General features: G+C 75.8%; 14 protein-coding genes. 7 read left to right on the top strand and 7 right to left on the bottom strand.

The window, feature by feature from the left end; genetic code table 11:
* Positions 1-721: transposase (locus tag AB0F62_RS29735; RefSeq protein WP_361805903.1), on the top strand; the 721-nt coding region annotated here is incomplete at its 5' end.
* Here AB0F62_RS29735 and AB0F62_RS29730 read toward each other — a convergent pair.
* The gene (locus tag AB0F62_RS29730; protein WP_361805900.1) at positions 680-1996 is read right to left on the bottom strand and encodes a hypothetical protein; all 1317 of its coding nucleotides are present in this window, start codon (positions 1994-1996) and stop codon (positions 680-682) included. The two genes, AB0F62_RS29735 and AB0F62_RS29730, sit on opposite strands and share 42 nt — an antisense overlap.
* A 147-nt stretch (positions 1997-2143) precedes the next feature.
* Positions 2144-2866 (bottom strand): transporter substrate-binding domain-containing protein, encoded by a 723-nt coding sequence (locus AB0F62_RS29725; protein WP_361805897.1) that lies wholly within the window; start codon positions 2864-2866, stop codon positions 2144-2146.
* A gap of 121 nt (positions 2867-2987) precedes the next feature.
* Here AB0F62_RS29725 and AB0F62_RS29720 point away from each other — a divergent pair, with 121 nt between their 5' ends.
* Genes AB0F62_RS29720 through AB0F62_RS29700 form a run of 5 tightly spaced genes read left to right on the top strand, consistent with a single transcriptional unit; the run spans position 2988 to position 15808 of the window.
* Entirely contained in the window at positions 2988-3842 is an 855-nt protein-coding gene (locus AB0F62_RS29720) for a DUF4132 domain-containing protein (protein WP_361805894.1), read from the top strand.
* Complete coding sequence (locus tag AB0F62_RS29715; RefSeq protein ID WP_361805891.1) at positions 3839-8824, top strand: hypothetical protein; 4986 nt, start codon at positions 3839-3841, stop codon at positions 8822-8824. The genes AB0F62_RS29720 and AB0F62_RS29715 overlap by 4 nt, the downstream gene beginning before the upstream one ends.
* Positions 8821-9990 carry an AAA family ATPase gene (locus AB0F62_RS29710; RefSeq protein WP_361805888.1) on the top strand — a complete coding sequence of 390 codons (1170 nt, stop codon included), beginning with the start codon at positions 8821-8823 and terminating at the stop codon, positions 9988-9990. The genes AB0F62_RS29715 and AB0F62_RS29710 overlap by 4 nt, the downstream gene beginning before the upstream one ends.
* Positions 9991-9995: 5 nt before the next feature.
* Positions 9996-14039 carry a DUF5682 family protein gene (locus tag AB0F62_RS29705; RefSeq protein ID WP_361805885.1) on the top strand — a complete coding sequence of 1348 codons (4044 nt, stop codon included), beginning with the start codon at positions 9996-9998 and terminating at the stop codon, positions 14037-14039.
* Positions 14036-15808, top strand: a complete 1773-nt coding sequence (locus AB0F62_RS29700; protein ID WP_361805882.1) for a hypothetical protein — start codon at positions 14036-14038, stop codon at positions 15806-15808. The genes AB0F62_RS29705 and AB0F62_RS29700 overlap by 4 nt, the downstream gene beginning before the upstream one ends.
* Before the next feature lie 4 nt (positions 15809-15812).
* Here AB0F62_RS29700 and AB0F62_RS29695 read toward each other — a convergent pair whose 3' ends face one another.
* The 3 genes from AB0F62_RS29695 to AB0F62_RS29685 are packed head-to-tail and all read right to left on the bottom strand — an operon-like array spanning position 15813 to position 19711.
* Positions 15813-16157, bottom strand: coding sequence for a ribosomal protein L7/L12 (locus AB0F62_RS29695; protein WP_361805879.1), 345 nt, complete (start codon positions 16155-16157; stop codon positions 15813-15815).
* 27 nt (positions 16158-16184) lie between these two features.
* On the bottom strand, positions 16185-17039 hold the full coding sequence (locus tag AB0F62_RS29690) for an ABC transporter permease (protein ID WP_361805876.1): 855 nt from the start codon (positions 17037-17039) through the stop codon (positions 16185-16187).
* Positions 17036-19711, bottom strand: coding sequence for an alpha/beta fold hydrolase (locus AB0F62_RS29685; RefSeq protein ID WP_361805873.1), 2676 nt, complete (start codon positions 19709-19711; stop codon positions 17036-17038). Before AB0F62_RS29685 ends, AB0F62_RS29690 begins: the two co-directional genes overlap by 4 nt.
* Before the next feature lie 119 nt (positions 19712-19830).
* Between AB0F62_RS29685 and AB0F62_RS29680 the strand changes: the two genes are divergently transcribed.
* Positions 19831-20796 carry an aldo/keto reductase gene (locus AB0F62_RS29680; protein WP_361805870.1) on the top strand — a complete coding sequence of 322 codons (966 nt, stop codon included), beginning with the start codon at positions 19831-19833 and terminating at the stop codon, positions 20794-20796.
* Here the strand turns inward: AB0F62_RS29680 and AB0F62_RS29675 are convergent.
* Positions 20760-21707 carry a transketolase gene (locus AB0F62_RS29675; RefSeq protein ID WP_361805867.1) on the bottom strand — a complete coding sequence of 316 codons (948 nt, stop codon included), beginning with the start codon at positions 21705-21707 and terminating at the stop codon, positions 20760-20762. The genes AB0F62_RS29680 and AB0F62_RS29675 overlap by 37 nt on opposite strands.
* A gap of 83 nt (positions 21708-21790) precedes the next feature.
* Positions 21791-22492 carry a transketolase gene (locus AB0F62_RS29670; RefSeq protein WP_361805864.1) on the bottom strand — a complete coding sequence of 234 codons (702 nt, stop codon included), beginning with the start codon at positions 22490-22492 and terminating at the stop codon, positions 21791-21793.
* Positions 22493-22530 lie beyond the last annotated feature (38 nt).

The following is a 22530-nucleotide window of genomic DNA, read 5'->3' as shown; positions in this document are numbered from 1 at the left end:
CTCCGTCAAGCGTGAGGGCAAGCGCTGGTACGTCATCCTGACCGCCGAACAGGCCCGGCCCGACCCGCTGCCGCCGACTGGCAGCATGGTCGGCATCGACCTCGGCATAGCCAACTTCCTCGCAGACTCAAACGGCCACTTCGTGCCCAACCCGCGTCATGGCCGGAAGGCCGCCGTCAAGCTCGAAGCAGCGCAACAGGCGCTCAGCCGGTGCAAGCGCGGCAGCAAGCGCCGCCGCAAGGCCGTGGAGAAGGTCGCTCGACTACACCGCACGGCAGGCCGCCAGCGCCTGGACCACGCGCACAAGACCGCGCTCAAACTCGTACGCGAACACGATTTCATCGCGCACGAAGACCTCAGGATCCGCAACATGAGCCGGGCTCCTGAACCCAAGCCCGACCCCGACCGGCCGGGCGGCTTCCTGCCCAACGGGGCCGCGTCCAAGGCCGGACTGGACCGCTCGATCGCGGATGCCGGTTGGGGGGTGTTCCTCGCGATCCTGAACGCCAAGGCTGAAAGCGCCGGACGGGAAGTGATGGCCGTGGACCCCCGCAACACCTCCCGGAGGTGCCCCGAATGCGGGCACACCGCCAAGGAGAACCGCCCCACACAGGAGAAGTTCCACTGCGTCGCCTGCGGCCACCACGCACACGCAGACACGGTAGGCGCCCTCAACGTTCTACGGGCCGGGCTGGTCCGTCGCGAAGCCCAAACGGCATAGCGAGAAGCCACCCCCTTCAGAGGGTGGAGGAGTCACGGCCCACCACTGCCGCCAGTAGCGGCGTTCACCGAGGTTGCGGCGGCCGGGCAGCCAGGTGCGGGCGTAACGGCGGACGATGGCGCGTCGGGACAGGCGCCTGAGGAGCAGCCTCAGATGCTCCGGCGAATCGGGTTCGCGGTGCGCCGTTCGTGCGGCCCTGCGTTCCGGGTGACGGCTCTCCTCGGCACGCGCGATGGCGAGCCGGTAGGCCGTCTCGATGTGCTCGGGCCACAACTGGACGCAGTACTTGTAGATCTCGACGGCCTGCCGGATGGAGTCGTCGGGGCCGGGTACGCCGGGGAACTGGCTCATGAGCTCCAGGACGCCCGCCTGGTGCAGCCGGACCGTGAGGTTCCCCGGCACCAGTGCGGCGGCCCGGTGGTAGTGCTCGAGGGCCTCCCCGTATGCGGTCCGCTCGCGGCCCACGTCCCGGCGCTTGTTCGCGGCCAGCGCCTCTTCCTGCGCCGTGATGCCCATCCGGTAGAAGCGGTAGGCGTCGGGGTCGTCACCCCAGCTCTCCCAGCGGGGGATGCGGTCCTGCGAGCGCGGGTCCGCGAGGATCTTGACGGTGCAGTAGCAGGCGATCCGCTCGTAGAGCTCCTCGTCGGCTCTGCGCGCGTCCTCGTCGCTCGCTCCGGGTGCCACGGGCTCCCGCTCCATGATGGCGGCGGCCACCACGGTGTTTTTCGGCATGTAGAGGATTCGTACCGAGAAGCGGGTCGGGCGGCCGCTGGCCGACAGGCAGTGCACCATCACGTGGTACGCCCGGGGGCGGAAGAAGGCGAGCCGCTTCATCACGTCCACCCAGCCGTGCGGTGAGGAGGCGGTCTCCGGAGCCGGGTCGGGTCCGATCGTCGTGCCGCTGCCGGGGGTCAGGACGTTCGGGCCGAGCGCGTCGGCGGCCATGTGCTCCGTGATGTACGCGGCCAGCTCGGCGGTGGCCGCGGACTCGTGGCCGCGGCCGTCGTCGGCGGCACCCGGGCCGTGACCGTTGCCGCGGTGACCGTTGGCGTGGCCGCCGAGCAGGCCGCGGTCCTCGCACACCACGACCGGCAGCAGCCGGTTGCTCCGGTGACGCCGCAGCATCCCCGAGCCCAGCCGCACGAGGCCGATGAACACGGCGACCGCGAAGATGCCGAGCACCCACACGGCGGTGCCCCCGGACTGCTCCCAGAACCCCTCCGGCCAGGGGCCGCCGTTCCCGGCGGCCGCGGGCGCGGCGATTCCCCTCCCCATGGCACATCCCCCGTCACGATCCCCTCGCACAGGTGAAGAGATCCCCGGTAGCGGAGATCACCAAGCCGTGCGGAGGCCGCGAATCGTCAACTCCCGTTGTTTTACGGGCATCGCGCGCCGGACGGAGACGTGGCGCGCGAGGGCCGCTCAGAGGGGCGGGGCGACCAACGCGCCGGACCGGCCGGCCCGGCGCAGGGAGTCGGCGACGAATCCGTTCGCCTTCAGCTCCTCGACGAGCTCCCGGAGGAACGCGACGGACTCCGGCAGCCGGCTCACCGTCGTGCCGACGGCCTGCCGGATCCGCATGAACGCGCCCTCGACGAGGCGGACGTCGGGGTGCCGGCCCGCGTACTCGGTCATCGGCTGCCTGATCCCGGCCGCGACCTCGAGGCCCTCGGAGCGGAAGACGTCCACGCCCTCGTCCCCGCGGACGACGGTGGCGTGCCGCAGTGTGCGCGAGAGGAACAGGTCGTAGGCGGAACCGCGCTTGACGCCGATCCGGACGCCCGCGCCGTCCACATCGTCCACCGTGGAGAGCGCCGATTCGCGGGGCACCGCGAACACGCCCTCGATCACGGCATACGGCGCGGTGAAGGCGACTTCGGCCTCCCGGGCGGGCTCCACGGCCAGAAAGCAGATGTCGGCCCGGCCCGTCGTCATCGCCTCGAAGGACTTGCGCGCCGCGTCGAAGCACAGCAGCTCCACCGGAACGTCCAGCCGGACGCCCACCTCGCGGGCGATGTCGACCGTGACGCCGCCCGGGGCGTCCGCGGTGCCGTGCGCCAGCACGGGATTGCCCAGGTTGATCGACGCCCTCAGTACGCCGGTCGGCGCCAGGTCCCGCACGACGGCAGCGGTCACGGTCTGCATGGCGCGGAGTCTATGCCTTCCGCTTGCCGCCGGGCGCCTTGTCAACAGGGTGGCGGGGGCGTTGTCAGTGGCCTCGCCTAGTGTTCCGGTCACTTGATCACGGCGGTGCAGGGAGGCACGCATGGGGTGGGTCACGGCGGGCGACTACGAAGTCGCCCTCGACGACGGGAAGGTCGTGTGCCGTAACGCGGCGGGCCGCCGGCTGAAGTCGGTGCCTGCCAAGCTCGCGGACGACCCGGCGGTGACGGGCCTGCGGCAGCTCGCCGAGTGGCTGGAGCGCCACGAGCGCCAGTGCCTGGCCGACGTCGAGCGCTGGATGGTGCGTTCGCTGCCTGTGCCGTTGGCCGTGATCGGCCGGGTGTGGGCCGACCCCGCGTGGCGGGCGGCGCTGCGCGATCTCGTCGTCACCGGGGAGGACGGCCGGGTCGCCGGCTTCCTGCGGGACGCCGACGCCGAGCGCGGCCTCGGCCTGGTCGACCTGGACGGTGACACCGTGCGCCTCGCCCCCGACATGGTGCGCATCCCGCACCCCGTGCTGCTGGACGACCTCGAGGAGCTGCGGGAGTTCGCCGTCGAGCTGGGCGTGGAGCAGAAGGCGCAGCAGCTCTTCCGCGAGGTGTGGCGGCGGCCCGCCGGTCTCGACCCGGAGGGCACGCTCGTCGAGGAGTACGCGGGGGGCACTTTCAAGGAGCTGCGCTTTCTGCACGGCCGCGCCACCTCCCTCGGCTACCGCGTGCGCGGCGGGCACTCCGTCTGCCCCGTGCTGGAGGACGGCCGGGCCGTCGAGGCCCGCATCTGGATCGGCGACTACGACGGCTGGAGCGCGACCGAGACGGGCTCCCTCTCGTGGACCGACACCGCGGGAAAGACCCTGAAGCTGGGTCAGGTCGGCCCGGTCGCCTGGTCGGAGGGCATGCGCATGGCGGCCGCGCTCTACGCCGGACGCGACATCGAGGACGAGGAGCAGGCGGCATGAGCACGAACGACCCCACCACCACGACCGCGCTGCTCGACGCGGGAGCCGTGCTGCCGCCCGGCACCAGCGCGCGCGAGGACGCCGACACCCTCACGGTCCGCACCTACACCCACCCCGTGCTCGACGACCGGCGCGTCGTACGGCTGGTGCCCGGCACCCTCGGCGAGGCCGAGGATCTCGCCCTGGACTTCCTCGGCCTGACCCGCGAGGCCGACGCGCCCGAGGTCGGCCAGGTGCGCCGGGAGACCCTGGGCTTCCCCGCCTGGGCCCTGGTGAACGACCCGGCCAACGGCCACCACGCGCTCGCCCTGGTCAAGGACGTCGAGCGGCTGGCCAGGATGGCCAAGTCCCGCGCGGGCGCGGCCAAGGACGGCTTCGACGTGCTCGCCGAGCGTCTGGGCCGCGCGGTACCGCACTTCCTGCCCACCTTCCACGAGCAGGCGGCCCGCGTCTTCCTCCAGCACGAGAACGCCGCCTACGCCGCCGCCTTCTTCGGCAAGGCCCGCGCCGCCGAGCGCGTCCACGGCCTCGCCGTCGACGAGGACCGGCAGCGCGCCGTCTTCCTGGAGTTCGCGTTCGCCGGCGCCCTCACCGTCAAGGCCCTGAAGGAGCACGTCAAGGACCTCGCGCGGCGGCTGGACCCGGCCGAGGCATGGCGGCAGTTCAGGCAGCTGACGGTGGAGCGCTGCGCCGCCGGGATGCCCCCGTACGCGTCCCTGCCGCAGGACGCCCGGAGCCTGATCAAGGCCGCGGGCCTCAACCGGGTCACCGAGGAGTGCGCCCTCGTCTCCGACCTCGTCGCCTCGCCCGCCGTCGTCCGTGCCCCCGGCTCCTTCTGGACCTTCTACCGCGCCACCCTCGCCGTCCTCGCCGAGCGCGAACCCGCCGTCCGGGCGCGGCTGCTCGAGATCATGCCGACCGGAAACGGCCGCGACGCCGAAGGCGACGAGTTCTGGCTCGCCCTGCTCGCCGAGACCGGCGCCGAGACCCTTCTCACCGGCGAGGCGGGAGAGGCCGCGCGGGCCGTCGACGCGGCCGACTGGCTCAGCCGCTGGGCCAGCCACCGCAAGCACGGCTCCGCCAGCTCGGACCGCTCCCCGGCCACCCTCGCCCTCGTCGCCCGCATGGCGCCCCGGCTGCGGGCCGACGGCCGGCCCGTCGACCTCTTCGCGGGCCGCTGGCACGCCGGCGCCGAACTCGACCTGCTCGACCTCTGCGCCGCCGAGCGCGTGCCGCTGACCGTTCCCGCCGAGGACGTCGCCGTGCACCTGCCGCTCCACCGCTGGCTGGACACCGCCGACCCCGCCCGGAGGGACCTCGCCGCCACCGGCGCCGATCCGCGCCTGCGCCGCCTGCTGCACAAGGCCGTCGGCAACCTCGGCGAGGACCGCGGACTCCCCGGCGTGCTGGAGGCCCTGGCCACCCACCCGGTGCTCGGCGACGTCCTGCGCGAATGGCTCGACGAGGCCGCCGGGCAGTTCACCCGTGCCGCGGGGCTGCCCGCCGCCCGTACCGCCGTCGGCCGGCTGCGCCCCTTCCGCTCCGTCGCGGCCCGGGTCAACCCGGAGGCCGTGGCCCGCGTCGCCGGACACGAGATCGCGCCGCTGCTCGGCCGCACGCTCCGCGAGGGCATCCTCGACGAGCTGGGCTGGCCCGCCCTCGACGAGGGACTGCGTCTGCTCGACGCCGCGGTCGCCAAGAACAAGGACAACACCCTGATCGTCGCCGAGGCCTGGCCCGCGCTGATCCTCGCCCGCGGGGACAAGGCCGTCGTGGTCGGTCCCGACAAGGTGCTCCTCGACCACGACCTGCGCATCCCCGTCGAACTCGACCGCTGGAACCGCCCCCACTTCCGCTGGGCGGACGACGAACTCCTCGTCATGTGGTGGAAGGACGGCAAGCAGTCCGGCTACTGGTCCGCCCGCCCCTCCGAGGTGTTCACTCTCGGCGGCGAGCGGCTCCCGCACTGGTGGCACGGCCAGGTCGCCGCCCCGTCGATTCCGCTGCCCGGCGGTGGCCGCGCCACGGGCGGCCGCACCCTGCACGCAGGCGACACGGTGCTGCCGCCCGGCCGCCCCGTCCTCGGTGACGGCACCACGCTCTGGCGCCAGGGCAAGCAGGGCCGCGATCTGGTGTGGATGGAGTACGACCCGGCCTCCGGCACCCACGGGCGCGCCTCACTGCCCGCCTTCCTCCGCTCCGGCATCCTCGACGGCGCGCGCCTCAGCCAGGAGGACTGCGAGGTCCTGCCGCTGCAACCCGGACTCGAACAGAGCCCCTTCGGCACCGACGGCACCGTCCTCGGCCGCTGGGTCCGCGTCGAGGGCGAGGGCGAGGAGTCCCGTACCGTCGCCGGCACACCCGACGGCCGTACCGCCGCGTTCCCCACCAGGCAGTGGAGGTGGAACCGCTGCGTTCCGCTCGGCGCACTGCGACTCCCCGGCGGGGCCGAGCCCCTCGTCGCGCTCATCCACCAGAAGGTCTCGCTGTACGCGGCGGGCGACGTCACCTGCGACGACGAACTGGGCAGCGTGGCGCTCACCGAGCAGGGCGGCGAGTTCGCCGCCGGTATGCGCTACGTGCCGCCGCTCGCCTACTGGCACGCCCTGCGCCCCCGCGACGAGCGGGCCTCGGCGGTGCTGCGCGCGCTGACCGACGAGCAGGCCGCCGAGCTGCTGCGCGTCACCGCGGCCGCCCTGGCCGAACGTCAGGCCGAGGCGAACAAGACCAAGAAGTACACGGGCCCGACCTCGGACGAGGTCGCGCGGGCCGCCGTCACGGCCGTGCTCCCGGGACTCACCGACGAACGGCTGCTCATCGGCGTCACCGCCCTCGTCCGGGGCACGCTGCGGCACGCCGAGTCCGTCGCCTCGTTCATCGCGCCCCCGGACGAGGGAGCCGAGCGGACGCTGCGGCGCAGCGAGGGCATGTTCGCCGACTACAAGCCGCAGTACGGCGACGACACCACCCTGCGCTCCGCGACGGAGGGCATCGCCGACCAGCGCAGCCATTCCTGGTGGGGCGGAGGCCCGCGGTGGAGCGTGCTGCGCCAGATCCGCGCGGTCAACCACGTGCTGTCCGGCAAGGAGGCGGACGGCAAGCCGCTGCCGGATCGTGCCAAGCTCGGAACGCCGGGTGGCGGCTGGCGCAGCGAGGAGCACACCGTCCCCGGCATCGGCATGGTGTGGTTGTCCGTTCTCGCCGTGCTGCGCCCACTGGCCTACCGCGCTGCGTCGCCCGTCACCGGTGACGAGGTACGAGAGGGGCTCCTGCTGCTCTTCGACGCGATCACCGAGGGCCCGCTGGCCGTGCCCGGGGCCGGGCTCCGCGAGATCGTCCTCGGCGAGAAGCACGACCGGCAGCAGCGCGCGGGCCAGGTCCTGCGCAAGGACGGGCGCACCGTCGTGATCCTCGGCTGCAAGAACGTCGACGGCGACCGCAACCGCGTGAACTGGCTGGCCCTCGACCACGACCCCACCGGGACGTTCGGCGCCGTCGCCCACTTCACCCTGGAGGACGAGACCGACCGTGCGCCGGTCTTCCCCGCCGAACGGCTCGCCGCCGTCGCCCGCCTCATCCGCGACAAGGGCGCCGCGCCGTGGCGCCCCGACGCCCCCGGCGTCCTCGCCGCGGCGACCTGTGGCGGCCTCGGCCCCGTCCAGGCGGCCCTGCTGCTCGCCGGGCGGCCGCAGGAACCGGATGCCGAAGCGCTGGCCCTCATCGGTCTGAAGCCCGCTCAGAGAAACCTCGGCAACGGTCTGTTGAGCTCGCTCTCCCAGCAGGACCACGCCGCCCTCGTCGGGGCCCTGCTCCCCGACGACCCCGCCGCCCTCTGGAGCGACGGCCCCGACACGGCCGCCGCCGGCCGCGTCTGGGAGGGACGCCTCGGCTCCGTCGTCCGCCTGCCGGAGGACGTCGCCGCGGAACTCGCCGGCGTGCCGGCCGCGTCCGCCGAGGCCGTGCTCAACCCCACCCGTACCCCCTGGCTGAGCCGCACCACGGTGCAGCGACCGGACAAGGACGGCGACCTCGTCCCCGCCGACCCCTCGGCGCTGCCCGGACGGTACGACATCTCCCGCTCCGTGGCCGTGCTCGCCGGTCTCGCCTACGGGCTGCCGTACGGGCACCCGCTGCGCGCGGCCCTCCCCGAGGGCCTGGCCGCCCTCCGGCGGCGCGTCGCCGACCCCGGTCTCCTCCTCGACCTCGACGTGGCGTGGACGGAGAAGGGCGGCCCCACCGCCGTCCGGATCCGCACGGCCCACGGGCTGCCGGCCACCGGCGGCGCAGACGTCCACGGTCTGACCCACGCGGGCGACGCGCTGGTGCTCCGCCCCTGGTACGGCGACACCGAGACGGTACTCGTCCGCCCCGCAGGGCTGACCGGGCCCGAGGACTCCGTCTTCGGCCTCGTCGAAGGGCTCGTCGGCATGCAGCGCGCGGACGGGATCCAGGCGCTGCGCACCGTGCTCGGCGACGAACTCGCCCGCGCCGTCGCGGCGGACGGCGACGCCGGCGCACCCGCCAGCCACGCCCAGGACCCCACGTTCTCCGTGCCCGCCCTCGTCACCGAGGCCGCCGCGTTCCACGGCCTGAGCGAGGACGCCGCCGCGCTCTACCTGCAGCTGCTCGCCCTGCCCGACCCCACGGACCGCAACTGCGCCCGTTGGACGGGCTGGAAGCCGGCCCGTATGAAGAAGGCCCGCGCGGAGCTGGCCGCGACCGCCCTGGTCGTCGAGGCCAGGCGGTCCCGGGCCGGCCGCACCCTCTTCCTGCCCTGCGGCTGGCGCGATCTCAAGGCCCCGGCCGTTCCCGTGGAGACCTGGAAGGAAGGGCTCTACCCCGTCCGGGACCACGCCCGCGTCGTGCCCCTGCTGCCCGTGCCCGAGCTGTTCGCCCGCGCCTGGGAGCGCGTCCGCGCGGGCGACGCCCCCGCCTTCGAAGAACTCACCACCCGCGCCACCCGGAAGGGCCGCCGCCGATGACCACCACCGCCCCCGCCCCCGCCGCGCGGCAGATCACCCCGCCCGAGGACCGGTACGCCACCGAACTCGCCTTTCTCGCCGCCCACGACGGCGGACCGCGCCCGCCCGCCTGGCGGCTCACCCCGCGCGCCGTCGTCACCTTCGTCATGGGCAGCGGCGGCCAGGCGCTGCGCCTGCCCGACGACGCCGAGGTACCCGAGGGGGTGCCGCGCCGACTCGTCGTCGAGGGCAAGTTCGTCGGCGACCGCGCGCTGGTGGAGCGGTGCGTCGTCACCCTCGCCGGGGAACGCGGCCTGCTCCTCGTCGGCGAGCCCGGCACCGCCAAGTCGATGCTCTCCGAACTGCTGTCGGCCGCGGTCTGCGGCACCAGCGGGCTCGTCGTCCAGGGCACCGCCGGCACCACCGAGGACCAGCTCAAGTACGGCTGGAACTACGCCCTGCTGCTCGCCCAGGGCCCCAGCCGGCAGGCGCTCGTCCCCTCACCCGTGCTCACCGCCATGACGCGCGGCGCCATCGCCCGCGTCGAGGAGGTGACCCGGTGCCTGCCCGAGGTGCAGGATTCCCTGGTCTCCCTGCTCTCCGAACGCCGCATCGCCGTCCCCGAACTCGCGGGCGGCGACGACGCCCTGGCGCACGCGGCGCCCGGCTTCAACCTCATCGCCACCGCCAACCTCCGCGACAAGGGCGTCTCCGAGATGTCCGCCGCGCTCAAGCGGCGCTTCAACTTCGAGACGGTCGGCCCCATCGGCGACCTCGACGCCGAGACGGCGCTGGTGCGCAGCCAGTCCCGGGCCGCCGTCGAACGGGCGGGCGCCCCGTACCAGGTCGACGACGCCGTTCTGGAGGCCCTCGTCACCGCCTTCCGCGACCTGCGCGAGGGCCGCTCCGCCGAGGGCTGGGAGGTGGAGCGCCCCTCCACGGTGATGAGCACCGCGGAGGCCGTCGCGGTCGCCGGCGCGCTCGCCCTGGCCGCCGCGTACTTCCCCGGTGACCGGGACGTGCTGGGCCTGCTGCCCGGCCATCTCCTCGGCGTCGTGCGCAAGGACGACCCCGCCGACGCCGCCCGGCTGCTCGGCTACTGGGACGGCCCCGTACGGCGCCGCGCCGAGCAGGGCTCCCCGACCTGGCGCACCCTGTGGGACCTGCGCGCCGTCCTGGAGGGCTGAGCACCGTGCCCCTCACCCCGGACGAGGCCGCCACGGTCCTCACCGACCCGGCGGCGCCGTACCTCGTCGGCGTCCGGCACCACGCCCCGTCGCTGGCGGCCGCGCTGCCCGCCCTGCTCGACGGGGCCGAGCCGGACGTGCTGCTCGTCGAACTCCCGGGCGAGATGCAGGAGTGGCTGCCCTGGCTCGCCCACGAGGAGACCCGGGCCCCCGTCGCACTCGCCGCCGCCCCCGGCGACGGGGGCGGCGGCCCCGCGTTCTACCCCTTCGCCGACTTCTCGCCCGAGCTCGCCGCCATCCGCTGGGCCGCCCGCCACGGCATCCCCGTCGTCGCCTGCGACCTGCCGCTGGCCGACCGCGCCTGGGGCGGCGGACGGACGACGGAGGCGACGGGGGAGCCCGCGCCCGGGCTCCACGCCGCCCTGCGCGCCCGGCTGACCGGCCGTCCCGGCGACGACCTGTGGGACCGCCTCGTCGAGGCCACCGCCCCGGGCTCGCCGCCCGAGGCCCTGCGCCGTGCCGCCCTGCTGACGGGGTGGGCGCTGCGCCGGGACGCGGCGGACGGCGCGGGCGTCCCCCGGCTGGACCTGCGCCGCGAGCAGTGGATGCGGGCCCGCGTCGCCGAGGCCACCGCGGACGGCCGCCGCGCGGCCGTCGTCGTCGGCGCGTTCCACGCGCCGGCCCTCGTCCCGGCCCACCTGTGGCCGCAGGGCACCGTGCCCGCGGAAGGCGAGGACGTACCGTCCGCACCCGAGGGCGGCGCGGCCTGGACGACCTCCCTGATCCCCTACGCGTACCCGCTGCTGGACGAACGCTCCGGCTATCCGGCGGGCATCCGCGACCCCGAGTGGCAGCACATGGTGCTGGAGGCGGCCGGCGACCCCGCGGCGCTGGAGGAGGCGCTGACCCGGGTGGCCGTCCGCATCTGCGCCGAACTGCGCGCGCAGGGCCATCCCTCGGGCCCCGCCGACGCACGCGAGATCAGCCGGCTCGCCGGTGACCTCGCCCGGCTCCGCGGACTGCCCGCGGCCGGCCGGGGCGAACTCGTCGAGGCGGTGCAGACCGTACTGGCCCAGGGAGAGCCCTACGGCCGGGGAAGGGCCGTGGCGCGCGCCATGGAACGGGTGCTGGTCGGCACCCGCGGCGGACGCCCCGCGCCGAAGGCGCCCCGCAGCGGCCTCGCCCCCGCTGTCGAGGCCGAGCTCGCCGGGCTGGGCCTGCCCGGCCCCGGCGCGTCCCCCGCGGCCCCGGCCGACGCGCGGGATCTGCGGCTGGATCCGCTCCGCTCCGATCTCGACCGCCGCCGGGAACTCCTGCTGCGCAGGCTGACCGTGTGCGGCGTGCCCTACGCCGAGCCGAAGGACGTGACGGGAGCGGCCGGCACCGAGGGCCTCACCACCCGCTGGGAGGTCCGCTGGACGCCCGCCACCGCGGCCATGCTCAGCGCCGCCGGAGTGCGCGGCGTCACCCCCGCCCAGGCCGCCGAGGGGACGCTGCGCGAACGCCGCCGCCAGGAGCGGGACGAGGGCGGCCCCACGGCCGTACAGACCCTCGCCGGACTGGCGCAGGCCGCGGAGTGCGGGCTGCCCGCGCTCGCCGATGAACGCCTCGCCGAGACCGCCGATGTGCTCCCCGGCTCCGGCACGCTCCCCGAACTCCTCGCGGGGCTCGCCCTGCTGGACCGGATCCGGGCCGGCCACATCGCCGGGCTCGGCGCCGACGGGGCCCGCACGACCCGCGCCGCCGCCGTCGCCGAGCTGCTGACCGCGGCGGCGGTCCGCCAGGTGGACGGCCTGACCGGCTCCGAGGACCCCGCCGACGCGCAGGCGCTGCTCGAACTCGCCCACCGGGCGGACCTCCTGGGCGGCGTCCGGCTCACCGACGCCCTGGGGCGGCTCGCCGCGCAGGGCTCCCCGCTGATGCGCGGGGCGGCCGGGGCCGTCCGCGTGCTCCTCGGCCACGAGGCGCCCGAGGCTCTGGGCGCCCGCGTCGCCTCCTGGGTCGACGCGGCGGGCGACCCCGCATCCCGGACCGCCCTCACCGCTCGGCTGACCGGCCTGCTGACGGCGGCCGGCCCGCTCCTCGAGACGGCCGCCCCGGCGCTGGAACCGCTGCTGGACCGCGTCCGCGAGCTGCCGGACCGTGCCTTCCTCTCCCGGCTGCCCGCCCTGCGCGGTGGTTTCGACACCCTCAGCCCGGCCGCCCGGGACCGCCTTCTGGCGGCCGTCGAGGAGCGCCTGGACGCCGACGGCATCGCCGACACCGATGGCGTCGACCCCGTCGCGCTCGCCATCTGGACCCGCGCCGACCTCGCCGCCCGCGCGGCTCTGGACCGGCTCGCCCTGCTCTCCCCCCGCGCGATGGCGGCACCGTCACGGACCCCCGACGCGGGCCTCCACCACGACGGGGCCACCGCCCGGGCCCGGACCGAGGGCCTCCCGGCCCCGGAACCGCCGCGCCCCGCCGGCGGCGACGCGGGCGGATCCGCCGACGCGGCGTCGCCGGGCGTACCGCGGTACGGCGCCGCCACCCCCGATGCGACCGTTCGAGGGCCTGGCCCGTCCGCCGACGCGGCCGCCCGCGGGGGCGGACCCGCGGGTACGGCGGTCGACGGTGTCGGGGGCTCCACCGGTCCGGTGCCGACTGCGGCCCCGGCCGGGGCCACTGACGCAGTGTCACCGGGTGTACCGCGGGACGGTGCCGCCGCCCCCGACGCGGGCGCGCGCGGCGATGGCCCGGCCGCGGGGCCGGCCGCCCGCGCCGGCGGTACCTCGGGCACCGCGCCCGTACGGGCCCCTGCCGCGGCCACCCGCGAGGGCGGACCCGCGGGCACGGCGGTCGACGGTGTCGCGGGGCCCGCCGACGGGGCGTCGCCGGGCACGCGGCAGCCCGCCGCCATCCCCGGTGGGCCGGGTGCGGCCCCCGCCGCGGCGGCCCGCACGCTCGCGCCCGCCGACCGCTGGCGGCTCGTGCTGGGCCGCCGCAGCGACCGGCTCCCGCCTTCCGCCACCGCCCTGGCCACCGCACTCGACGAGTTGTACGGCAACGGCCGGGGCGAGGGCAGCCGCGGCGACCTCGGCGGGCGCGGCACGGCGGGCGGGGGCCGCGAGGCGCCGTACCCCGGGGTGCGCGAGTGGTCCGAGGAACTGGCGGTCCTCTTCGGGCCCGGCATCCGCGAGGAGGTGCTGGCGGCCGCCGCCGCGTCCGGCCGCAAGGACGCGGTCGCCGAACTCGACCCCGACAGCGTGCGCCCCTCCGTCGACCTGCTGCGCACCGTCCTGCGGCACGCGGGCGGGCTGCCCGAGGCCCGGCTGGCCGCGCTGCGCCCGCTCGTACGGCGGCTGGTCGAAGCCCTGACCCGCCAACTCGCCACCCGGCTGCGCCCGGCGCTGCACGGCACCGCCCTGCCGCGTCCCAGCCGGCGTCCCGGAGGCGGCCTCGACCTGGCCCGCACGCTGCGGGCCAACCTGGGCACGGCACGCCGCGGCCCCGACGGCGGCGTCCAGGTCATACCGGAGCGGCCCGTCTTCCGCGCCCGGGCCCAACGCTCCGCCGACTGGCGGCTGATCCTGGTGACGGACGTGTCGGGGTCCATGGAGGCCTCCACGATCTGGGCCGCGCTCACCGCCTCGGTCCTGGCCGGGGTGCCCACCCTGTCCACGCACTTCCTGGCGTTCTCCACCGAGGTCATCGACCTCACCGACCATGTGGCGGACCCGCTCTCCCTCCTCCTGGAGGTGAGCGTCGGCGGAGGCACCCACATCGCCGCCGGTCTGCGGCACGCCCGTGAACTGGTGACCGTGCCCTCGCGCACTCTCGTCGTGGTCGTCAGCGACTTCGAGGAGGGGTATCCCGTCGGGGGCCTCCTGGCCGAGGTCCGTGCCCTGGTCGGGGCCGGCTGCCACGTCCTGGGCTGCGCCAGCCTCGACGACGCCGGGCGCCCCCGCTACTCCACGGGCGTCGCCGGGCAACTCGTCGCCGCGGGCATGCCCGTCGCCGCCCTCAGCCCCCTCGAACTCGCCCGCTGGGTAGGGGAGAAGATCACGTGAACCAGCAGCTCCCCCCGGTCGCACCGTCCGTGACCGCGGAACTCGTCGGAGCCCTCTCGCCGCGGCTGAGCAAGCGCCTCGACGCGGGCATTGCCAAGCTCGCGGCCCGCCCGGTCGTCGTCGACGGCGACACCGTGCGGATCGCCGTCGACGACGACACCGACCTCGAACTGCACGCCCCCGGCGGCACGGTGACCCGGGCGGAGGACGTCCGCTGCGGCTGCCTGCTCGCCCCCGACTGCCTGCACCGGGCCGCCGCCGCCTCGGCCGCCCCCGTCGCCGAGGAGCCCGGGCCGGCAGCCGAAGGATCCCGCCCGGAGACGGCCGGGAAGACGGCGCCCGAAGCCGAACCCGAGACCGCCACCGCGCAGCAACGCGCCGCGGCCGAAGCCCTGCGCGCCGCGGGCGCCGCCGTCCTCGACACGGGTGTCGACGGCTCCGGCGCCGTCGTCCAGGCCGAACTGCTGCGGGCCGCGCACTCCGCCCGGCTGAGCGGGCTGCCCCGCGCCGCCGCCGCGGCGGTCTCCGTCGTCACCCGGCTGCGCGCCGCGCGCGCCGCCGACCCGGGGCACCGCCTCGCCGACCTGGTCGCCGCGCTCCGCGAACTCCTCGGCACCGCCCACCGCGTCCCGTACGCCACCGGACCCGAACTGGCCGCCGTCCGCGGCACCGCGCGGCAGCCGTACACCCCGGACGGCTCGCTGCGGCTGTACGGCCTGTTCTCCGAGCCCGTCCTCACCGCGAGCGGCTACGCGGGCGCCGTCACCTGGACCGCGGACGCGGAAGGCCGCCTCTACACCGTCTCCGACGTCGCCCCGGGCGGCCCCGGCCGCGCCACGGGCGCCGCCGACCGGGCCGTGCGCATCGGCGACACCGCGCTCACCCACCGCGAACTGTCCCGCGCGGGCCTGGCCGTGTCCGGCGCCACCGTGTCGCCCACCGGCCGCCTCGGCGCGGGCGCCGCGGTCCGCGCCGTACGGGCCCCCGGCGCCGCCTGGACGGCCGAACCCCTGAACCGCCTGTGGGCGGTGCCCGTCGCCGAACAGGCCGTCCGCGCCCTCACCTCGGGCGACGGCCTGCTCTTCCTCGACGTGACCCTCACCGGTACGGTCCGCGAGGCCGGCGGCGACTGCCTGCTCGCCGAATGCGACGGCCTGACCCTCAGGCTGGCCGCCGCGCACGACCACCCCGCGCTGCCCCACCGCGACAACCTGCGGCTGCTCGCGGACGCTCCGGGCACCCGCCTGCGCGTCGTCGCGCGCCTCGACCCCGCCCCGCATCCCCGCGCGCTGCTGCTGGCCACCGGCCACCCGGCCGACCCCGAGGCCCGGGTCGACACCGGCCTCGACCGCCTCCAGCGCGCCGACCTCCCCGCCGCAGCGCCCGCGGTGCCCCTGCCGCCGCCGACCGCGCCGGACGAGGCCCCGGTCCACCTTCTGCTCCGCCGCGTCCACCAGGCCGCCTCCGGCGGCCGCCGGGTCCTCGCCCTGCCCACGGACTCCGCCCCCGACGCCCGGCGCCTGCGCCGCGCGGCCCTCCCGACCGCCGCCGACCTGCTCGACGAACTCCACCACGCGGCGGCCGACCGCGGCCGCGACCCCTTCGGCCGCCTCCTGCCCGCCGACACCGAACGCTTCGCCCTCGCCTGGCTCTCCGCCGCCGTCTACGCCGACGAGATCGCCCGCGCCCTGTGCGCCGCCGCCTGGGGCGCCGATCCGTCCGCCGATGCCCCCGTGCCGCCGATCGGAGCGGCGGGCGGTCCGCAGTAGCGGCTCAGTCGCGGAGGCGGAAGCGGCGGGCCGGCGGGCAGCCCGACGCCGACCAGTCCGGAGGCGTGCACGGCTGCTCGTCGCCGGGACCGGATCCGGGGACGAAGACGCACCCGCTCCAGGTGCAGCGCACCCGGACGTCGGCCCCCGCCGCCGCGAGCAGCCGCGCGGCGGACTCGGCCGCCTCCAGCCAGGTCCGCTCGACGACCACGAGCGGTACGGCGTCGAGCAGTTGCCCGCTCCGCCATGCGCTCAGCCCCGTCACGGCCCGGAGCGCCCGGAGGACGTCCGTCCTGCGGCTCGCGTCCCCGGCCCCGGTCAGCAGCACGCCGTACCCCGGCTCCTCCACCGGCCAGCCTCCCCGCTTCCGCGCCCCTCAGGACACGATGTCCTTGCCCCGGAAGCCGCGGAAGGCCAGCGCGAAGAACACCACCGCGAACGACAGCGACACCGAGACGCCCTTGATCATGCCCGCCCATTCCAGGCGCGGCTGGAGCGCGTCGATCCAGGCGTACTGCCAGTGCGTGGGCAGGACGTCCCGCAGTGAGCCCAGGGCCGTGATCGCGTCCAGGATGTTGGAGAGGATCGCGACGCCCACCGCCCCGCCGACCGCGCCCAGGGGGGCGTCCGTCACCGTGGAGAGCCAGAAGGCGAAGCCCGCGACGGCCAGTTGGCCGACGAAGACGTACAGGGCGGCGATCGCGAGACGGCCCGTGGCGGCGCCCGGGGGCAGCGAGCCGGCCGTGGTGAGCTCGAGGTCGCCCCAGCCGTAGGCGAGTGTCCCCACGCCGAGCGCCACCGTGGGCAGCGCGAGCACGGCGGCGGCGCTGAAGGCGAGGGACACCACCGCCTTGCTGCCGAGCAGCCGGGCGCGCGGGACCGGGGCGGCCAGCAGGTAGCGCAGGGAGGACCAGTTGGCCTCTGAGGCGATCGTGTCGCCGAAGAAGAGCGCGACCGGGATCGTCAGCAGGAAGCCGGACGAGACGAAGAGCACCGCCAGCGAGAAGTTGACGCCGGAGGCGGTGGCCACGTCCATCATCGTCGGGCCGGAGTCCCGCCCCCGCGGGGTGCCGCCGATGGCGAAGGCGGCCCACACGATCACCGGCAGACCGAGGACTACGGCGAACGCCACGAGCGTGCGGCGCCGCAGCAACTGCCGCACCGCCTCGACCCGCAGCGGCAGGGTGCGGCCCGGACGGTACCCGTCGGCCAGCTCCAGTGTCTCGGTCACGCGGGACCTCCGATCAGGGTCAGGAAGGCGTCCTCCAGGCGGCGGTGCGGCCCGACGCGCTCCACGGGGACGTCCAGCCGCAGGAGTTCGGTCAGCAGCTCCGGCACGGTCATCGTGCCGAGCCCCACCAGCAGTCCGCCGTCGGCGGAGTCGGCGGTGTCGACGCCGGGCAGCGCGGAGAGCTTCGCCGCCACCGCCTCCCGCGCGTCGTCCGCCATGTCCGGCGCGCCGACGAAGAGCGTCTGCCCGCTCCCGGCGATCTCGCCGACCGGACCCGCCGCGATGAGCCGTCCCTTGTCCATGACGACCAGGTGGGTGCAGCTCTGCTCCACCTCCGACAGCAGGTGGCTGGAGACGATGACGGTACGGCCGGCGGCCGCGTAGCGCCGCACCACGTCGCGCATCTCGCGGATCTGCGGCGGGTCGAGGCCGTTGGTGGGTTCGTCGAGGATGAGCAGGTCGGGCAGGCCCAGCATGGCCTGCGCGATGGCGAGGCGCTGCCGCATGCCCTGCGAGTACGTGCGCACCGCGCGCTCCAGGGCCTCGCCGAGGCCGGCGATCTCCAGGGCCTCCTCGACGTGGGCGTCGGCGGCCGGCCGGCCCGTGGCCCGCCAGTACAGCTCCAGGTTGGCGCGCCCCGTCAGGTGCGGCAGGAAGCCCGCGCCCTCCACGAAGGCCCCCACCCGGGACAGCACGGGAGCGCCCGGACGGATCGCGTGGCCGAACACGCGGATGGTGCCCGCGTCGGGCCGGATGAGGCCCATCATCATGCGCATCGTCGTCGTCTTGCCCGCGCCGTTCGGGCCCAGCAGCCCGAGCACCTGGCCGCGTTCCACCCGGAAGGACAGCTCCCGCACGGCGTAGCGGTCCGCCGCGCCGCGGTAGCGCTTGGACAGCCCGGAGATCTCCAGCGGGACCTCGGCGAGGGCCGGTTCGGCCGCCTGCCGTACGGTGCCGGCCTTGCGGCGGCCGGTGAGCAGCAGCGCCGCGGCCAGGGCGAGCGCGGCGACCGGCAGCAGCCACACCCAGGCGGGCAGCGCACCCTGTGCGGTGGTCAGTTCCGGGTCGGTCGGCACGGTCAGCGCGGCGCCCTCCGGCAGCGACACGCGGTACGCGGCCGGAGCGGCGGGGGAGGCGTAGCCGAGATCGGTGCTGGACAGCACCAACCGCAGCCGGTGGCCGGCCGCGAACTCGTGGTCCACGGCGGGCAGCCGCACCGCCACCGTGCCCTTCCCGTCCGCCCGCAGCGGCGCGACCAGTTGGTGCGGCAGCGTCTCGTTGCCGCCCGGGCCGACGTCGTACAGCTTCGCGAAGAGCACCGCGCCCTCCGGCGCGTCCGTCCGCACGGAGATCCGGGTCGTCGCCGCGCCGGTGAGCCGCAGCGCCGAGGTCAGCGGCGCCGAGTCGAAGGCGGCGCGCTGCCCGGGGAAGTCCAGGGAAAGGGAGAGCCCCTGGCCGAGGTCGGAGAGCCGGGAGAGCGCACCCACCCCCGGTACCGCCGAGATCGCGGGCGGGCTGCCGCCCGCGGGGTTGGCCACCGTCTGCACGCGGCCGCCGAGCGGGACCGTCCGGGTCCTCGTGCCCTCCAGCCCCGGGTACGCGTCGGCGTCCGCGCCGCGCCGCACGGCCCTGCCGTCGGTGGTGTCGACCCCTCCGGTCCGGGTGACACGGAACGCGGGCCCGGTGTCGGCGCTCTTGTCCTTCTTCAGCCAGCGGTCGAACCAGGCCTCGGTGCGCGCCTCGATGCGGGCGGTCTCCTGGTCGCCCCCGTCGTGCCCGCCGGAGAACCAGTCGACGGCCACGGGCGCGCCGCTCGCGGCGACGGCACGTGCGATGGCGTCGCCCTGGTCGAGCGGGAAGAGCGAGTCGTTCTGGCCCTGCACCACCAGGGTCGGGACCTTGATGCGCGCGGCCACCGAGGAGGGGCTTGACCGCTCCAGCAGCCGCAGCGTCGCGGCGTCCGGACGGCCCGCCACGGCCGAGCGGTCGTACATCGCGCACAGTTCGGCGGTGAATCCGCACGCGGCGCCGCGCGAACCCGTGGAGAAGAAGATCCCCGCCCAGAGCTTCTTGAACACGCCCTGGGGGAAGAGCGCGTCGCCCAGGTTCCACCAGGTGATCGCGGGCGCGATGGCGTCCACCCGACGGTCGTACCCGGCGGCCAGCAGCGAGATGGCGCCGCCGTACGATGCGCCCGCGACGCCGACCCGCGGGTCGTCCCGCCCGTCGCGCAGCACCTCGGGCCGCGTGCCCAGCCAGTCGATCAGCCGGGACACGTCGGCGACCTCGGCCCCGGGGGAGTTCAGGCCGATCCGGCCGCCGGAGGCACCGAAGCCCCGCGCGGACCAGGTCAGCACCGCGTAGCCACCGCGGGCCAACGACTCGGCCTGGGCCCTCATGTCGTCCTTGCTGCCGCCGAATCCGTGCGCGAGCAGCACCGCCGGGCGGGGCGCCGATCCGCCGGAGGTGAAGTAGGACGTGTCGATGCGCACCTTCGCTGCGCTGCCGGGGGCCTCGGGCAGCGAGAACACCCGGTCCGCGCGGCGCACGGGCACGGGGCCGTCGGCGGCCGCGAGGGTGACGGCGCCGCCCCCGGCGAGCAGGGCGAGCGCGGCCGCGCCGGCCGCCAGTCGCCGCCGCGTGCGCCAGGTCCTGGGCAGGGCGAATCGCATGGGTGGTCCTCGGGTGCTGACGACAGGTCGGACGCTTCCACTATGCATTCCGGTGATCACCCGCGACGTCCGCCTCAGGCACCGGATCGGCGTACTCCACCGGGAGTACGGTGACGTCCGTGCCCTTCGAACGACTCGTCACCGCGCCCCTGCCCCGGCTCGGGATCGGCCTCGCCGCCGTCGGCCGTCCCGCCTACATCGACCTCGGCCGCGCCGCCGACCTGCCCGCCGCCCGCACCGTCGAGGCGATGCGGGACCGCGCCCACGCGGTCCTCGACGCCGCCTACGCGCTCGGCATCCGCTACTTCGACGCGGCCCGCTCCTACGGCCGCGCCGAGGAGTTCCTCGCGAGCTGGCTGGACGCCCACCCCGAGGCCGGCGACGTCGTGGTCGGCAGCAAGTGGGGCTACACCTACACCGCCGACTGGCGCCCCGACGCCGAGGTGCACGAGGTCAAGGACCACGGCACCGCCACCTACGACCGGCAGATCGCCGAGACCCGCGCCCTGCTCGGCGAGCGACTGGACCTCTACCAGATCCACTCCGTCACCCCGGACAGCCCGGCACTCGCCGACCGCGCCCTTCACGAACGCCTCGCCCGGCTCGCGGCGGACGGGGTGGCGGTGGGCCTGTCCACCAGCGGCCCGCTGCAGGCCGAGGCGATCCGCGCGGCCCTGCGGGTGACGGTGGACGGGCAGCGGCTCTTCTCCGTCGTGCAGGCCACGTACAACCTGCTGGAGCCCTCCGCCGGCCCCGCCCTGGCCGAGGCCCACGACGCCGGGGTGACCGTGATCGTCAAGGAGGCCATGGCCAACGGCCGGCTGGCGACCGCCGATCCGGACTCCCCCCTCGCCGAGGTGGCCGCCGAGACCGGCGCCACGCCCGACGCGGTCGCCCTCGCCGCCGTCCTGCGCCGGCCCTGGACCGGCATCGTGCTCTCCGGCGCGGCGACGACCGCCCAGGTCGCCTCCAACGCCCGGGCCGACTCCGTCGGGCTCGACGCCGGGCAGCTCGCCCGGCTCGCCGCCCTCGCCGAAACCGCCCCTGCCTACTGGCGGTACCGCTCCGGGCTCCCCTGGAGCTGACGGGGCGCGGATCCGGACAGGAAGGCCCCGATCCTTTCGCGCAGCCCCGCGGCGTCCAGGCCGTGCGCCGCCACGTGCTCCTGCCAGGTGCCGTAGCGGCGCAGCTCCTCACGGGCGGTGCCCAGCGCGAGGAGGCGGTGCGGCAGGTCGAGCAGCGCCTCGGCGGCGAAGGGCGCCGACGTGCCCGCCAGATACGGCTCGACCAGCACCACGTCCGCCGCGTCCGCGCCCGCGACGGCCGCCCGCAGCCCGGCCGCGTCGAAGGGGCGCACCGTGGACGCGTACAGCACCGTCACGTCCATGCCCTCGACGGCCTCCACCGTGGCGTCGAGCAGCGGGCCCACGGCGACGACGACACCCGCGCGGCCCTCGCGCAGCACCCGGAAGCGGCCGGGGGAGACCGGTCGCGCGGCGCGGTTGGACTGCTCGCTGAGCCGCACGTAGACGCGGTGGTCGTCGTCGGCCGCGGCGTGCCGGATCAGCGCCTCGGCCTCGTCGGGGTGGCCGGGCACGTGCACGGTCCACCCGTCGAGCGTGTCCAGCAGGGCGATGTCGCCGGGGGCCTGGTGCGTACGGCCGCCCGCGGCGATGTCGTACGAGGCGCCCGAGCTCACCAGCACCGCGCCGGTGCCCTGGTGCCCCAGGTCCAGCTTGACCTGCTCGAAGGGGCGCTCCACGAGGAAGCTCCCGAAGGTGTGCACCAGGGGCCGCAGCCCGGTCAGCGCCAGCCCGCCGGCGACACTGACCAGCAACTGCTCGCGGATGCCGACGTCGATCACGCGGTCGGGGTGGTCGCGGACGGCGTCCGTGAAGCGGTCCCGGGAGATGACCGCCAGCACCACGGCCAGCCGGGGGTCCTCCTCCAGCAGGCGGCCGGCGACGTCGGTGAAGCGCTCGCGCATGGTGTCCATGGAATGGTCTCCTCAGCGGTGCGGAAGCGATACGGGAGGGACCGGTCCGCGGCTCGGCGGACCGGTACCGGATCGGCAACGGGTCAGTTCTTCGGCTCGACCCGGGCGACGACGGCGTGCGGCCGCCCCGGGTGCGGCGCGGTGAACGCCCCGTACAGCGCCTCGTGGTCCCGGCCGTCGACGGTGGTCACGGACCAGCCCTCGCAGGCGAAGAGCGCCGCGAGGCCGCCCGGGCGCCGGTACCCGGCGGAGGAGTTGTCGACGGCGACGACGTGCAGCTCCTCCAGGCCGGTGGCGCCGGCGTAGGCGAGGGCCTCGTGGTTGCTGCCCTCGTCCAGTTCGGCGTCGCCGACCAGCACCCACACCGCGGCGTCGGTCAGGCCCTGCGCCCGCAGCCCCAGGGCACTGCCCACGGCGATCGGCAGTCCGTGGCCGAGCGAGCCGGAACCGATCTCGGCACCCGGCACCAGCACGCGGTCCGGGTGGTGGCCGAGCGGGGAGCCGAAGGAGCCGAAGGCCGGCAGCCACTCCTCCGGGAGGAAGCCCTTGGCGGTGAGCACCGCGTAGTAGGCCATCGGGCCGTGGCCCTTGGAGAGGAGGAAGCGGTCCCGGTCGGCGGCGTCCGCCGTCCCCGGGGTCACCCGCAGTACCCGGTCGTAGAGCACCCACAGCACGTCGAGGGTGGACGTGGCGGCCGGGCCGTGCTTCTCGTCGCCCGTCATCAGCGACATCAGCCGCCGCAGGTCGTCGTAGTCGTACGCGGTCTTCGCGCCGGTCGGAGTCATGAGGCGATCGTGCAACTTCAAGTCGGCTTGAGGTCAAG

It is taken from the genome of Streptomyces sp. NPDC026673 (assembly GCF_040638135.1).
Lineage (GTDB): Bacteria > Actinomycetota > Actinomycetes > Streptomycetales > Streptomycetaceae > Actinacidiphila.
Note: the sequence above shows the minus strand (reverse complement) of the source record. Positions and strands in the feature narration are given on the sequence as shown.